Source organism: Vagococcus lutrae (assembly GCF_023299185.1).
GTDB classification, from domain to species: Bacteria; Bacillota; Bacilli; order Lactobacillales; family Vagococcaceae; genus Vagococcus_A; species Vagococcus_A lutrae.
Genome location: NZ_CP097017.1, coordinates 1 through 13,428 on the forward strand (window position 1 = coordinate 1; position 13,428 = coordinate 13,428).

General features: G+C 37.5%; 16 protein-coding genes and 2 tRNA genes. 16 read left to right on the top strand and 2 right to left on the bottom strand.

Annotated elements, in window-relative coordinates; genetic code table 11:
- Positions 1–113 precede the first annotated feature (113 nt).
- A tRNA-Leu gene (locus M2919_RS00005) sits at positions 114–197 on the bottom strand.
- 71 nt (positions 198–268) lie between these two features.
- Here M2919_RS00005 and M2919_RS00010 point away from each other — a divergent pair.
- From M2919_RS00010 to M2919_RS00025, 4 genes are all read left to right on the top strand, one after another.
- Positions 269–826 carry a GNAT family N-acetyltransferase gene (locus M2919_RS00010; protein WP_248848798.1) on the top strand — a complete coding sequence of 186 codons (558 nt, stop codon included), beginning with the start codon at positions 269–271 and terminating at the stop codon, positions 824–826.
- Positions 816–1,340 (top strand): GNAT family N-acetyltransferase, encoded by a 525-nt coding sequence (locus M2919_RS00015; RefSeq protein ID WP_248848799.1) that lies wholly within the window; start codon positions 816–818, stop codon positions 1,338–1,340. The genes M2919_RS00010 and M2919_RS00015 overlap by 11 nt, the downstream gene beginning before the upstream one ends.
- 126 nt (positions 1,341–1,466) lie before the next feature.
- Positions 1,467–1,709, top strand: a complete 243-nt coding sequence (locus tag M2919_RS00020; protein WP_023605729.1) for a GlsB/YeaQ/YmgE family stress response membrane protein — start codon at positions 1,467–1,469, stop codon at positions 1,707–1,709.
- Positions 1,710–1,735: 26 nt separating this feature from the next.
- Positions 1,736–1,918: a CsbD family protein gene (locus tag M2919_RS00025; protein ID WP_126763387.1), complete on the top strand. Its 183-nt coding sequence runs from the start codon at positions 1,736–1,738 to the stop codon at positions 1,916–1,918.
- A gap of 54 nt (positions 1,919–1,972) precedes the next feature.
- On the opposite strand, the gene M2919_RS00030 is transcribed toward M2919_RS00025, so the two are convergent.
- A tRNA-Sec gene (locus tag M2919_RS00030) sits at positions 1,973–2,069 on the bottom strand.
- Between the two features lie 115 nt (positions 2,070–2,184).
- Here M2919_RS00030 and selD point away from each other — a divergent pair.
- The 12 genes from selD (at position 2,185) to atpH (ending at position 13,411) form a co-directional block, all read left to right on the top strand.
- Complete coding sequence (gene selD, locus M2919_RS00035) at positions 2,185–3,234, top strand: selenide, water dikinase SelD (protein WP_248848800.1); 1,050 nt, start codon at positions 2,185–2,187, stop codon at positions 3,232–3,234.
- On the top strand, positions 3,231–3,830 hold the full coding sequence (gene yedF / locus M2919_RS00040; protein ID WP_248848801.1) for a sulfurtransferase-like selenium metabolism protein YedF: 600 nt from the start codon (positions 3,231–3,233) through the stop codon (positions 3,828–3,830). Before selD ends, yedF begins: the two co-directional genes overlap by 4 nt.
- Before the next feature lie 20 nt (positions 3,831–3,850).
- Positions 3,851–5,740, top strand: coding sequence for a selenocysteine-specific translation elongation factor (selB, locus tag M2919_RS00045; protein ID WP_248848802.1), 1,890 nt, complete (start codon positions 3,851–3,853; stop codon positions 5,738–5,740).
- Positions 5,741–5,743: 3 nt separating this feature from the next.
- A complete protein-coding gene (gene selA, locus M2919_RS00050; protein ID WP_248848803.1) occupies positions 5,744–7,156 on the top strand; it encodes an L-seryl-tRNA(Sec) selenium transferase in 1,413 nt (470 codons plus the stop codon).
- A gap of 46 nt (positions 7,157–7,202) precedes the next feature.
- Positions 7,203–7,439 carry a preprotein translocase subunit SecG gene (gene secG, locus M2919_RS00055; RefSeq protein ID WP_023605727.1) on the top strand — a complete coding sequence of 79 codons (237 nt, stop codon included), beginning with the start codon at positions 7,203–7,205 and terminating at the stop codon, positions 7,437–7,439.
- Between the two features lie 92 nt (positions 7,440–7,531).
- Entirely contained in the window at positions 7,532–8,293 is a 762-nt protein-coding gene (locus M2919_RS00060) for an alpha/beta hydrolase (RefSeq protein ID WP_248848804.1), read from the top strand.
- Between the two features lie 13 nt (positions 8,294–8,306).
- A complete protein-coding gene (gene rnr / locus M2919_RS00065; protein ID WP_248848805.1) occupies positions 8,307–10,631 on the top strand; it encodes a ribonuclease R in 2,325 nt (774 codons plus the stop codon).
- A gap of 12 nt (positions 10,632–10,643) precedes the next feature.
- The gene (gene smpB, locus M2919_RS00070; RefSeq protein WP_023605724.1) at positions 10,644–11,102 is read left to right on the top strand and encodes an SsrA-binding protein SmpB; all 459 of its coding nucleotides are present in this window, start codon (positions 10,644–10,646) and stop codon (positions 11,100–11,102) included.
- A 197-nt stretch (positions 11,103–11,299) separates the two neighbouring features.
- Entirely contained in the window at positions 11,300–12,028 is a 729-nt protein-coding gene (atpB, locus tag M2919_RS00075; RefSeq protein WP_126763372.1) for a F0F1 ATP synthase subunit A, read from the top strand.
- A 32-nt stretch (positions 12,029–12,060) separates the two neighbouring features.
- Complete coding sequence (atpE, locus tag M2919_RS00080; protein WP_023605722.1) at positions 12,061–12,285, top strand: F0F1 ATP synthase subunit C; 225 nt, start codon at positions 12,061–12,063, stop codon at positions 12,283–12,285.
- A gap of 72 nt (positions 12,286–12,357) precedes the next feature.
- Positions 12,358–12,879, top strand: coding sequence for a F0F1 ATP synthase subunit B (gene atpF / locus M2919_RS00085; protein ID WP_126763370.1), 522 nt, complete (start codon positions 12,358–12,360; stop codon positions 12,877–12,879).
- Positions 12,869–13,411: an ATP synthase F1 subunit delta gene (gene atpH / locus M2919_RS00090; protein ID WP_248848806.1), complete on the top strand. Its 543-nt coding sequence runs from the start codon at positions 12,869–12,871 to the stop codon at positions 13,409–13,411. The genes atpF and atpH overlap by 11 nt, the downstream gene beginning before the upstream one ends.
- Positions 13,412–13,428 lie beyond the last annotated feature (17 nt).

Sequence of the window (13,428 nt, forward strand, 5' to 3'; positions counted from 1 at the left end):
CTGACTCAGTCTGTTAAGACTGAGTTTTTTTGTTATATACAAAACTTAGGTGATTAATTTAAAAAAGTATAATAAAAAAGACTATCTGTAAAAGATAGTCTTTCGATAAACGATGCGGTTGATGAGATTTGAACTCACACGAAGAATTTCTTCGCTACCCCCTCAAGGTAGTGCGTCTGCCGTTCCGCCACAACCGCTAGAACATACTATTATAGTTTACTGATGATTTGCTAATAAGTCAAGTTGAATTTTAAAGGATTGATGGTGAATGTTACAAATATATTTAAAGAAAATAGACGAGTGGGAATTGCCTGTTATATGGAAAATAATTAGTGAGACTTGCTCAGAGTGGCAACAGATGAATGATCCGTTGAATGAACAGCCTATACCGTCTAAAGAACTATTTTTTTCTGAAGTAGCTCATGATTGGGTTGAAGAAGGCAATCCGCTATTAGTAATGCAAGAAAATGAGATAATCGGTGTGACGTCATGGAGCCATATATCTTATGATTATCCCAATAATGAGAATGAGTTGGTATTTGATATAGGGTTAATCTTGTTTGATAAAGAGATACGAGGAAAAGGGTATGGAGCAGAGGCGCTCTCTTTAATAGTAGATTATTTATTTTTGATGACACCGTATTTGGATGGTATTACGATTACAACATGGACGGGAAATTATCCTATGATAGCATTAATTAAAAAGTTTCACTTGCCACTGTCTCTTGTTAAGCGTGAAGCATTTGAATTGCAAGATAATACTTATGAACGAGTTGTTTATCGTTTAAATCGTGAAATATGGGAGGAAAATGTGAATGAATATTAGACTAGCAAAACAGTCAGACTTACAGACATTAAATCAAATTTTAGTTCAAGCGGCTGAACGAATTGCGAGTATGGGTTCTAGTCAGTGGCGTGAATTATTAGCAAGTGATGTAGAGGCGATTATTTTACCGCGTATTTTGAAGCAGCATGTTTATGTAGGTGAGTTAGATAATAAGGTTGTGATAATGGCGTTTGTAATGCCGGAAGAAGAATGGGATAAAAGTTTATGGTATCAGTTTAAGTCTTCGAATGAGGCCTTATATTTGCACAAGTTGGCAATCAAGCGAGGTTATGAAGGACAAGGTATTGCTCAAAGTTTTTTAAATGGATTGGAGTCGGAACTTGTTAATTCTGCTAAAATATCCGTTTTACGACTAGATTGTATGAAGGAAAAGATGGGTTTGAATGCCTTGTATCAAAGAGCTGGGTTTAATTATGTCGGCACTTATCAAGGTGAAATAACTAATAACACGGAGTTTAATTTGTATGAAAAGACAATGAAAACAAGTTATTGATATGTTTGTTTGAGCATATTTCTTTTAAAATATAACAAAAGTATGTATAATAAATAATATAAAACATATGATATTTGTTAAAAAATATTAGGGTTGTTTTATAGAGATTGAATTAGGAGGGATATTATGTCATTATTATGGTCATTAATCGTAGGAGCTATTATTGGTGCTATTGCCGGAGCTGTTACAAACAAAGGAAACTCTATGGGGTGGATTGCTAACATCGTTGCAGGTTTAGTCGGTTCTTCGATTGGTCAGAGTTTATTCGGACATTGGGGACCTAGCTTAGCTGGAATGGCATTGGTACCTTCTATCTTAGGTGCAGTGATTTTAGTTGCAGTCGTATCATTTTTCATGAGTAAAGCATAAATAAAAAATAGAAAAGAGGTCATTTTATGACAGACAGAGGATTATCAGATAAAGTAAAAGGTAAAGCAAAAGAGTCCGTAGGTAAAGTGACGGATGACAAAGGTAAACAAGCAGAAGGCTTAGCAGACCAAGCAGTCGGTAAGGCGAAAGAAGTTGCAGCCGATGTAAAAGATAAAGCTGAAAAAGCTGTGGATAAATTAAAAGATTAATATGAGTTTAAAAGAAAAGCAATCTCAATTTGAGATTGCTTTTTTATTTTATATTGGCGGGAATGTGTGGGAATCGAACCCACCTAAGAAGCTATTAACTCCTCATGCTAGTTTTGAAGACTAGAGAGAACACCAGAACTCATCCATTCCCAAATCCATTCATAGCATAGCACAGCAAGGAATAGCGGTCAAACTTAAAACACGAAAGCTTATTTTAGATAAAGGGTATGCTAGAATAGAAGAAAAGAGTACGAAGGAGGGGCAAGATGTCGAGTGACGAGGTTAATGGAAAAGAGCTGTATATTTGTGGTGGGTGTAATGCGAAGATTGGAGCAGGAGAACTATCCGCTATTTTAAAGGATCTACCGCAACCAAAATCGGATAAATTATTGGTGGGATTTGGTTCGTCAGATGATGCAGCGGTCTATGCGTTGTCAGATGAACAAGCGTTGATTCAGACATTAGATTTTTTTCCAACGATGGTGAGCGATCCTTATTTATTTGGACAGATTGCAGCGACGAATGCTTTAAGTGATGTCTATGCAATGGGAGGATCAGTGTTGACTGCGATGAATATTGTTTGTTTTCCTGAAGAAGGTGACCTAGATATTCTTGCGCTTATTTTAAAAGGTGGTGCAGAAAAAGTTCAAGAGGCTGGGGGACTTTTAGTAGGTGGCCATTCAATTCATGACGCGCTTCCTAAGTATGGTCTATCGGTGACGGGGACGGTTCATCCGGATAAAATGATAACTAATCAGGGAGCACAGCTCGGAGATTATTTAATCTTAACCAAGCCGATTGGAGTCAGTGTGATAACTTCTGCGTATAGTATTCATGAGACGGATGAAAAGACCTTTCAAGAAGCGGTTGCTTCGATGACGTTGTTAAATAAATATGCTGTAGAACATATGCGCGATCATGCTGTTTCTGCTTGTACGGATGTCACAGGTTTTGGCTTGTTAGGTCATTTGTTAGAAATGCTTTCAGACAGTCAACAAGCTGTTTTATGGCAATCGGAAATTCCATATTTACCAGGTGCTCATGATTTAGCGAATGAATTTATGATAACAGCGGGGGGACAACGAAATCGTAATCATTTAGAAGATAAGGTGTTATTTCAAATGGATGATTTTGCGTGGGAAGAATTGCTGTATGATCCACAAACATCAGGGGGGCTGTTAATGAGTCTGCCTGTTGAAGAAGCGGAAGCTTTTTTAGAAAAAATCAAGGTACATTATCCGTATGCGCGAATTATTGGGCAGATTGTTGATAAAAAAACAGGGCAGTCGATTGTCGTAGAAAGTGGGAAAGAATGATGAAAAAAATAGATGCTACAGGTCAGGCTTGTCCATTACCTGTTATTCAAGCCAAACGTGCGTTAGAAACTGAAAAGTCGTTAAGTATTATAGTAGATAATGAAATTGCAACTCAAAATTTAAAAAAATTTGCCTCACAAAAGAATGTTACATATCGTTGTATTAAACAAGCAGCCAACCGATATGAAGTATTTCTTTTAAAAGAGAGTGAGGTAGAAGTATCGGATAAACTTTTGGATAAGAAGCAAGAAACACAAACTTCTGATATCATGAAGACAATGGTATTTGATTCCTTAACTATGGGGAGTGGTAGTGAAGAGTTAGGTAAAAAGTTGATGTCAGGCTTTATCGCTTCCTTGTTAGAACAAGCTGTATTGCCAAAATATTTAGTGTTTTACAACGAAGGTGTGAAGTTATTAGTGGGTGAATTGGCTAGTTCTTTTGATGAGTTAAAAGCAAAGGGTGTGACACTATTTGCTTGTGGGGCATGTACAGAACAGTATCAAGTAACAGAGAAGATAACGTCTGCTGAAATAGTGAATATGTTTTTCATTACGGAACTTTTATTGAAGAGCGATACTGTCATTAATATATAGTGGAGTCGGTAGGTGAAAAAATGAATGATTTTATTATTGGGACAGCCGGTCATGTCGATCACGGTAAGACAAGTCTAATTAAAGCGTTGACTGATATCGATACAGATCGTACGCCCCAAGAGAAAAAACGAGGCCTCTCTATTGAGTTGGGGTTCGCGTATATGGATTTGTCTACTGGACAACGAGTTGGAATAGTCGATGTTCCTGGACATGAGAGTTTTTTGAAAAACATGGTCTCAGGAGCGATCGGCATGGACCTCGTATTATTAGTGGTCGATGTAAATGAGGGGATTATGCCACAAACCTATGAACATTTATCGATATTAAAATTGCTAGGCATAGAAGATATGATAGTAGTGATGACTAAGGTAAATGAAGTTTCTATTGAAAAGATTACGTCTTGTCGAACAGCTATTGAGCATTTTTTAACATCATTTGGTTTTAATAGTGAAAGAACGCAGGTTCCTGTCATACCAGTAGATAGCCTTGCTAATACTGGTATCGGTGAATTAAAGGCAGAGATTGAAAAGTATGCGCGTCATTTTGCTAGAAAGAATGAGGTTGCCAAGCTCCCTCGTTTAAATGTCGACCGCTCTTTTTCGTTAAAAGGAATAGGGACGATTGTGACTGGGACGTTACTATCAGGGAGACTAACGATTAATGATGAAATTTGGGTCTATCCTTTGCGAAAGAAAGTGAAGATAAGACAGTTGCACGTTCACGACCAACCAGTAAGTCAAGTGACGACTGGGCAACGCGTTGCCATCCAGCTCAGTGGTGTGAAAGTATCAGATGTTCCCAAAGGTAGTGTATTATCGTGTGTGGAAAATGTAGAAGCGAGTTATATGCTTAATACTTACGTGACAAATATACAAAGTCAGGCAACATTAACACATTGGCAACGCGTGCATTTGCATGTAGGGACGCAGACGATACAAGGACGTGTCGTACCGTTAAATAAAGAAGAAATTGCTCCCAATGAGTCTGATTTTGTTCAGCTACGTTTAGAGCAGCCTGTTATCGTTTTTCCAGGTGACCGCTTTATCTTACGTTCGTATTCACCTGTTACGACAATTGCGGGAGGTAATGTTTTAAATACAACTGTAACTAAGAGTCGTCGCAATGACCAACTTATTTTAGAAGAACTCACGTATCGTCTCGCAGCTGATAACAAAAAGTTAGTTTTATTTTTATTAAAGAAAGCTGGCGAAATTGTATCATTTCAGTCATTAAGTGAACGGTCGCAAATGGAAGAGGTCGCGCTTGAACAAACGTTATCTCAACTGGAAAAAGAAGGACAGATTATGAGTAAGTCGACTTCGATTATAACAAAAGAACGTTTTACATTGCTCAAACAAGAATTGATTGATTATCTTGACAAGTTGTATGAAACAAATCAAAGGGTTCAAGGCGTAACATTAACGGATTTATTCCGCGTGTTTGTCGCGATTCCTTCTATTTGGATTGAAGCCATATTAGAAGATTTAATAACTAATGGAACGGTCGTAAAACAAGAAGACATCTACATGTTGCCACGCGAAGAACCTCACATGGAAGTAGAATGGTTAAGGAACTTGGACGCTTTTTTAAATCAACAAGGGTTGAAAGCGACAACTTGGCAAACGTTAAAAGAAAAATTTCCTGATATCGTTCTGTTAGATAGTAAAGAGAGACAGTCTTATATTTACTTCGTCGACCGGCAGCGCGTTGTTGGCGTGACCTACTTAAACCATCAGATAGAGCGAGTGATTGATTACTTAGAAAAAAATCGCACGATTTCTGTCGCTGAGTGCCGTGATTTATTAGATGTCAATCGTCAACAGAGTTTACAGCTATTAGAGGCAATGGATAAACAAGGGTGGACAAAGCGAGTGGATAATCAACGTTTGCTTATTAAAAAGAGGAGATAGACTATGCAGGAAAAATTAAGAGCGATACCTTCTGTTAATCGATTATTGGAGCAATCAGAAATGCAAGAAATAATTGAAAAATATGGTTTAGAAAAGGTGAAAAGGACGATTCAGCTAGAACAAGCGAATTATCGTAAAGCACTTCTAAATGAGAAATCGACAATAATCAGAGAGACGGTCAGTGATTGGGTGGAGGCAGTTCATCATGTCTTACATCTTTCCACTCACATGCAATTAAAAAAGGTGATTAATGCTACGGGAGTTATCTTGCATACTAACTTAGGACGCAGTGTTCTAAGTCAAGCTGCTTTAGATAAAGTCGTCGCTTTAGGTCCTCATTACACCAATCTGGAATATGATTTAAAAACGGGAACGAGAGGCTCGCGTTATGACCATGTGACGGAGCGATTAAGGCAATTAACGGGTGCCGAAGCGGCGTTAGTCGTTAATAACAATGCGGCGGCCGTGTTATTAGTTCTGCATACGATAAGTCAAAATCAAGAAGTAATTATCTCACGTGGCGAACTAGTTGAAATTGGTGGTGCCTTTCGAATACCTGAAATCATTACTTTAAGTGGTGCTCAATTGCGTGAAGTTGGGACGACGAATAAGACGCATTTTGCTGATTATCAGCATGCAATATCGGAAGAAACAGGGGCCTTATTAAAAGTTCATACGAGTAATTATCGGATTGAAGGATTTACATCAGAAGTACCTATTTCAGAATTAAGCCAACTAGCTAAGCGTTACGAGATACCACTTGTGACAGATTTAGGTAGTGGTTTGTTTTTTGATTTATCAGAATTAGGATTACGACGTGAATTGACGTTGACGGAGGCGTTGCATCAAGGGAGTGACCTTGTCACGTTTAGTGGCGATAAATTATTAGGTGGGCCGCAAGCCGGTATTATTATCGGTAAAAAAGAGTGGATTGACGCGATGAAACGCAATCAATTAACACGAGCGCTTCGTGTGGATAAGTTAACATTAGCAACGTTAGATGCCACGCTTGCTTTATATGAAAACGTGGAGCTAGCGAAACAGCAAATTCCGACACTACATTATCTTTATCGTGATGTTGAAGAATTACAACAATTAGCAGAAACTTTATCTTCTCGTTTGACTCCTTATCATCATCTTATTGAGGTGACAATAAAAGACTCAGAGGCACAAGTGGGAGGTGGTGCCTATCCTAACGACTCCTTACCTTCAAAATCAGTATGTATAAGGTTAAAACAGGGAAGTTTACAGACACTAGCTGATTATTTACGTGAGTACGAGGTACCTGTTATAGGAAAAATCCATCATCAGCATTTGTGGCTAGATATGAAAACAATCGAAGTAGAAGACTTGGAAATAATAGAAGCAGCAATGGGTGATGCAACAAAAAGAATAGCTATTGAAATGCAGATATGATATAATATTAAAGATATTATGTGTACAAGATAGGGAGGGCTACCAAGTGTATAGTTTTTTAATCACACTAATGATTATTTTATCATTGTTGATCATAGTAGCTGTAATGATGCAGCCTAGTAAACAAAACAGTGCGGCAAGCGCATTTACCGGTGGAGCAGATCAATTATTTGGAAAACAAAAGGCACGCGGATTTGAAGCGGTCATGCAACGAATCACGACGGTATTAGCAATTGCCTGGGTTGTCGTTGCAATCTTATTAGCATATTTACCGTTAGCATAAGTAAGTAAGAGCCTCCTGTTTGAACAGGAGGCTTTTTAATTGGTACAATAGGAACAGAGATGAAGAATATATAGGATAAAAGGAGTATTGTCATGCAATCAACAATTAAACAACAACCAGAAACAACTTTTTTTGAAGGAGGTAAACGAGCGGTTATTTTATTTCACGCTTATACAGGAACACCTAATGATGTACGAGCGATGGGCCGCTTTTTAAATAATGCTGGCTATACGGTGTTACTTCCAATGTTTGAAGGGCACGGGACAGAAACACCCGTTGATGTATTAGAGTATGGGCCAAAGTATTGGCAGAAAAATGTTGAAGAGAGCATTGAATTTTTAAAAAAACGTGGACACAATGAGATTGCGGTGTTTGGATTATCACTAGGTGGCGAATACGCTATTAAGACTTTAACAGATAATCGTGAAGAAATTATCGGCGGTGGTGCCTTCTGTTCACCACTTGTACCGAAGTTTGACACGAATATTCGACCTGTTTTCTTACAATTTGCTAAACAAGCAGCAGAGAAAATGGGAGAAACTTTAACAGGAGAAGCGTTGGCAACAGTGACTGAGAAATTAGATAAGCAGTTGGTAGAATTAATTAGCTTGACGGATGTTATTTATAATGAAATGCCAAACGTCAAAGTCCCAACTTTATTAGTTCAAGCAGGCAAAGACCGTATGATTAACCCTCAAACAGTCTATGAAGCAAAAGAACAATTGTCAGCGGCAGATGTAACCGTCAAATGGTATGAAAACAGTGGGCATGTGATTACGATTGGCCCAGACCGACTTGAACTTCAAGATGATGTATTAGCCTTTATTGAATCTCTATCTTGGAGTCAGTCATAAAAAAGGAGAGAGTATGATAACAATACGAGAAAAAATTATGGCGTTTTTAAAGGCCAATCCTCAAAAAAGCTATAGTATTCGAGAATTGAGTCAACAACTTGATTGTGAAAGCAGTCAGGCGTTCAAAGAACTGGTAAAAGAAATTGCTTTTTTAGAAGAGAAAAAGGAAATCAAATTAACCTCTAAAGGAAAAGTCACGTTACCTCATCGTGATACGCTACTTTTAGAAGGACATTTTCATGCAAATGAACGTGGCTTTGGCTTTGTCACGCTAGATGAATCTGAACCAGATATATTTATACCAAAAGAAAAAACGAATTATGCTTTAGATGGTGATACGGTCTTAATTGACATCGTTTCGCCAGGGGATTATTTAAAAGACCGTATGGCCGAAGGAAAAGTAGTTGAAATAAAAAAACGTCATATGACACAAATCGTCGGAGAGTTTATCCCTTACGATGAAGAGGAAATAGCGGAAACAGATTTATACGGTTTTGTGAAACCACAAGACAAGAAATTAGCGAACTATCGTGTTTATGTTGCAAAAGAAGGATTGCAACCTGTTGAAGGAAGTATTTGCGTTGTTTCGATTACCCATTACCCTGAAAAGGGTTATGACAGAGCGTTAGAAGGAGTTATTCTTCAAACAGTCGGACATAAGAATGACCCAGGTATGGATATATTAACGATTGTCATGCAGCACGGTATTCCGACGACTTTTCCTGACGAAGTGATGGAGGAAGTCGCAGCGATACCAGATGAAGTCTTAGACAGTGAGCGTGAAGGACGACGTGACCTTAGAGACCGAACGATTGTGACGATAGACGGAGCAGAGGCAAAAGATTTAGATGATGCGATTAGTTTTGAAAAGACGGAGCGTGGAACGTATCGACTCGGCGTTCATATTGCCGATGTTGCGCATTATGTTAGAGAAAACAGTGCGTTGAATGAAGAAGCGTATAAACGTGCCACCAGCGTTTATTTAACTGACCGTGTCATTCCCATGTTACCTCACCGACTATCTAATGGCATTTGCAGCTTAAATCCAAATGTCGACCGACTAACATTAAGTTGTGAAATGGAAATCGATAGTAATGGGAAAGTGATGGACTATGAGATTTATGAAAGTGTAATTCGGACAAAAGAGCGTATGACGTATGACGCTGTTAATGAAATACTTTCTGATGAACACTCACAAGCAAGTCAAGATTATGCAGAACTTGGTTCATTTTTTAAAGAGATGTCTGAGTTGCACTTTATATTAGAAAAAATGCGTGAACGACGTGGAGCTATCTCGTTTGAAAGTAAGGAATCTTACATTCAGCTAGATGAAACTGGCAAACCACTTTCGATAGTTTTGCGAGAACGCGGTGTTGCTGAAAAAATGATAGAATCATTTATGTTAATGGCCAATGAAACGATTGCTGCTCATTATGAGCAAGAAGGATTACCTTTTATTTATCGGATACACGAAGAACCTAAAACGGAAAAAATTCAACGTTTCTTTGAATTTTTAACAAACTTTGATGTTGTGGTAAAAGGCACGAAAGACAATATCGATCCGAAAGAACTTCAAAAAGTTATGAAACATGTGGAAGAAATGCCAGAGAAACCAATTATTAACATGATGTTATTACGAAGCATGCAGCAAGCTAAATACGCAGCAGAACCACTAGGCCACTATGGATTAGCGACAGATGACTATACACATTTTACGTCGCCAATTCGACGTTATCCCGATTTAATTGTGCATCGTTTAATTAAAAAATATATGCACGAGCCGATTACACCTAAGATGACGAATCACTTAGAAAGCACGCTACCTGATATTGCCTTACATAGCTCAATCATGGAACGTCGTTCAGTAGATGCTGAACGTGATACGGATAGTCTGAAAAAGACGGAGTTTATGGCAGATAAAGTGGGGCAAGAGTTTGAAGGGGTGATTAGCTCTATTACGAAGTTTGGTATTTTTGTGGAATTACCGAATACAGTAGAAGGATTGATTCATGTTAGTCAGTTAAAAGATGATTACTATCACTTTATTGAAAATCATTTGACATTAGTAGGTGAACGCACTCGTCGCATGTATAAAATTGGCCAGCAAGTGACAGTTAAACTAATGAAAGCAGATGTTGAGACGCGAGAAATTGACTTTGAATTGTTGAATGCTGAGCAATTGGCAGATGATCCGAGGATTCAAACGAATATAAAGCGAAAAAATCATGAGAAACGTGAAAGAAATTCAGGAAAAAGAAAGCGTCAAACATCTCATAAATCAAAACATAAAGCTCCTTTTTATAAGAAAGTGGCTAAGAAGAAGAAAAAGAAGAAATAAGGAGGAACCTTGATGGCAAAAAAAGAAAGCAATGTGTTGGCTCAAAATAGAAAAGCCCGTCATGACTACACCATCTTATCGACTGTGGAAGCAGGCATTGTCTTAAAAGGGACTGAAATAAAGTCTATACGAGCAGGTCGAATTAATTTAAAAGATGGCTTTGCTACGATACGTCAAGGGGAAGCATACCTTCATAATGTTCATATTAGCCCATATGAGCAAGGTAATTTATTTAATCACGACCCTTTACGTGCCAGAAAATTATTAATGCATAAACGTCAAATCGACCAGCTACTAGGTGAATCAAAAAACAAAGGAATTACGCTCATACCATTAAAAGTTTATTTGAAAAACGGGTTCGCTAAAGTTTTGATTGGGGTAGCAAAAGGGAAAAAACAATATGATAAACGAGAAGATTTAAAGAGAAAAGCCGTGAATCGTGAAGTTGAACGTGCCTTGAAAAACCATTAAAAAGCATAACGAAAAACGGGTTAAAATATCATTAATTCGCACATCAAAAACTCATAAAAACGGACAAGTTGTCCGTTTTTGCTTTATAAAAATCTTTGTATTTTACTGATTTTGATGGTAAGATTAAACATGTTGAGTGAATCCTTTCAACGCGCATGAGTTAGTGCACATTTTTTTGTGAAATGAGGTGAAGTTGTATGAATGAAATATCCAAAATAATCACGATTGGCCCGCTAGACTTTGATGTCACGTTAATGGCTATGACCGTTTTAACTTGTATTATTGTATTTGCTTTTGTGTATTCTTTTTCAAGAAATTTAAAGTTGAAGCCTACGGGTAAGCAAAATGTTCTAGAGATGGTCGTGGACTTTGTGAGAAAGATATTATCTGATAATATCCCAGGTAATGAAGTAAACAATCATCACCTTTTAGCTTTTACTCTATTTCTATTTATACTCGTATCCAATATTCTTGGGTTAGTAACTAAAATAGAAGTACACCAAGGTGAACAAGCGATTAGTTATTGGAAGAGTCCCACTGCGGATCCTCTTGTGACATTAACACTAGCAGCTGTCGTTATCCTGTTAACGAATTATTTTGGAATTAAAAAATTCGGAATGAAGAAATATTTTAAAAATAGTTACTCAGAACCCGCTAAATTCCTAATGCCGATTAAACTTATGGAAGAGTTAACCAACGTGTTAACGTTAGGTTTACGTTTATACGGTAATATTTATGCAGGGGAAGTACTATTAACATTAATTTCGAGTTTTGCGGCAAGTAAGGGATGGATATCCTTTGTGTTTGCAGTTCCACTTGAAATGATCTGGCAAGGATTCTCTATTTTCATAGGTGGAATCCAAGCATTTATATTTGTCACACTTTCTTCTGTATATCTATCACATAAGATAGAAGCAGAGCACTAAAAAATGATAATGAAATTTAGGAGGAAACATAGATGGAAGGATTAAATTATATTGCTGCAGCTATCGCAGTATTTGGATCAGCTATTGCTGCTGCATACGGTAACGGAAAGGTTATTTCTAAAACTTTAGAATGTATGGCGCGTCAACCAGAAATGTCAGGTGAATTACGTAGTACCATGTTTATTGGGGCAGGTTTAATCGAGGCTGTTCCTATTTTGGGCGTCGTTGTTGCCTTACTATTAGTATTCTTAGGGTAATAACAGAAGGCAGGACGAAATGTCACTGCTTTCTTTCTATATTGATGTCAGAGAAGGGAAGTGTAAGCGATAATGACGGATTATTTAGTAATTGCGAGTGCAGCTAATACAACGATTACGACCATGGCCTTTGTCACACTATCTTTTATCATCTTAATGTTGTTAATTAAGAAGTTCGCCTGGGGTCCTATCACAGATATGTTGCATGAACGTGAAACTAAAATCGCCAATGATATAGATAACGCTGAAGCATCTAGAAAACGTGCAGCTGAGTTAGTCAAAGAGCATGAAGAAACACTAGCGAAATCACGTGCTGAAGCAGCAGCGATTGTCAAAAATGCGAAAGAAACAGCAGAATTAAATGCCGATGCGATCATTAAAGAAGCACACGAAGACATGAAACGTTATCGTGAACAAGGTAAAAAAGAGTTAGAACTAGAACGTACTAAACTCATTGAATCAGCCCGTAAAGAAGTAGCAGATTTATCTATTTCTATTGCTGAGAAGATTTTGAAAAAAGAGTTGGACGATGCTACGCATAGAGAGCTAATAGATTCTTATATTGAAGGGTTGGGAGCTCGAGATGAAGACTGAAAATATCGTAGTGGACCGTAAATACGGGAAAATACTATATGAAATTGCTAAAAAAGAAAATCAAATTGAAGCGATTCATGATGAGTTACTCGTGTTGCGTGATATTTATAAAGAAGTCCCAGAAATTGGTCAAATCTTAACTGATGATCGTTTAGCTGCTTTTGAAAAAGCAGACATTTTGCATGAGTTAGACCGAGAATTTGGTGAAACTATTTCTAAATTTTTACGCGTAATCTACGAGTACGGTCGCATGAATGAGATTCCAGAAATCATCGATGAATTTGAATTCTTTTATTATGAAGACAAAGGGATTTTAGTCGCTGACGTCACCTCTGTTGTGTCGCTTTCAGAAGATGAAATTACCCGGTTAAAAGAAGAAGTAAAAGCAATGACAGACGCTGAAAAAGTAATTATTCGCGAGAAGCTTGATCCAAGTATTCTAGGTGGATTAATTGTTCAAGTAGAGCATAAAATGATTGATAACAGTGTCAAAAAACAATTAAAAGAAATGCATAAAGAATTATTGGCTTAGTACGCTAAAGAAGAGGT

Excerpts from the sequence above, each read along its gene's own strand:
- M2919_RS00010 (WP_248848798.1), top strand. The coding sequence starts at position 269 with ATGTTACAAATATATTTAAAGAAAATAGACGAGTGGGAATTGCCTGTT.
- M2919_RS00015 (WP_248848799.1), top strand. The coding sequence starts at position 816 with ATGAATATTAGACTAGCAAAACAGTCAGACTTACAGACATTAAATCAA.
- M2919_RS00020 (WP_023605729.1), top strand. The coding sequence starts at position 1,467 with ATGTCATTATTATGGTCATTAATCGTAGGAGCTATTATTGGTGCTATT.
- M2919_RS00025 (WP_126763387.1), top strand. The coding sequence starts at position 1,736 with ATGACAGACAGAGGATTATCAGATAAAGTAAAAGGTAAAGCAAAAGAG.
- selD (WP_248848800.1), top strand. The coding sequence starts at position 2,185 with ATGTCGAGTGACGAGGTTAATGGAAAAGAGCTGTATATTTGTGGTGGG.
- yedF (WP_248848801.1), top strand. The coding sequence starts at position 3,231 with ATGATGAAAAAAATAGATGCTACAGGTCAGGCTTGTCCATTACCTGTT.
- selB (WP_248848802.1), top strand. The coding sequence starts at position 3,851 with ATGAATGATTTTATTATTGGGACAGCCGGTCATGTCGATCACGGTAAG.
- selA (WP_248848803.1), top strand. The coding sequence starts at position 5,744 with ATGCAGGAAAAATTAAGAGCGATACCTTCTGTTAATCGATTATTGGAG.
- M2919_RS00060 (WP_248848804.1), top strand. The coding sequence starts at position 7,532 with ATGCAATCAACAATTAAACAACAACCAGAAACAACTTTTTTTGAAGGA.
- rnr (WP_248848805.1), top strand. The coding sequence starts at position 8,307 with ATGATAACAATACGAGAAAAAATTATGGCGTTTTTAAAGGCCAATCCT.
- smpB (WP_023605724.1), top strand. The coding sequence starts at position 10,644 with ATGGCAAAAAAAGAAAGCAATGTGTTGGCTCAAAATAGAAAAGCCCGT.
- atpB (WP_126763372.1), top strand. The coding sequence starts at position 11,300 with ATGAATGAAATATCCAAAATAATCACGATTGGCCCGCTAGACTTTGAT.
- atpE (WP_023605722.1), top strand. The coding sequence starts at position 12,061 with ATGGAAGGATTAAATTATATTGCTGCAGCTATCGCAGTATTTGGATCA.
- atpF (WP_126763370.1), top strand. The coding sequence starts at position 12,358 with ATGACGGATTATTTAGTAATTGCGAGTGCAGCTAATACAACGATTACG.
- atpH (WP_248848806.1), top strand. The coding sequence starts at position 12,869 with ATGAAGACTGAAAATATCGTAGTGGACCGTAAATACGGGAAAATACTA.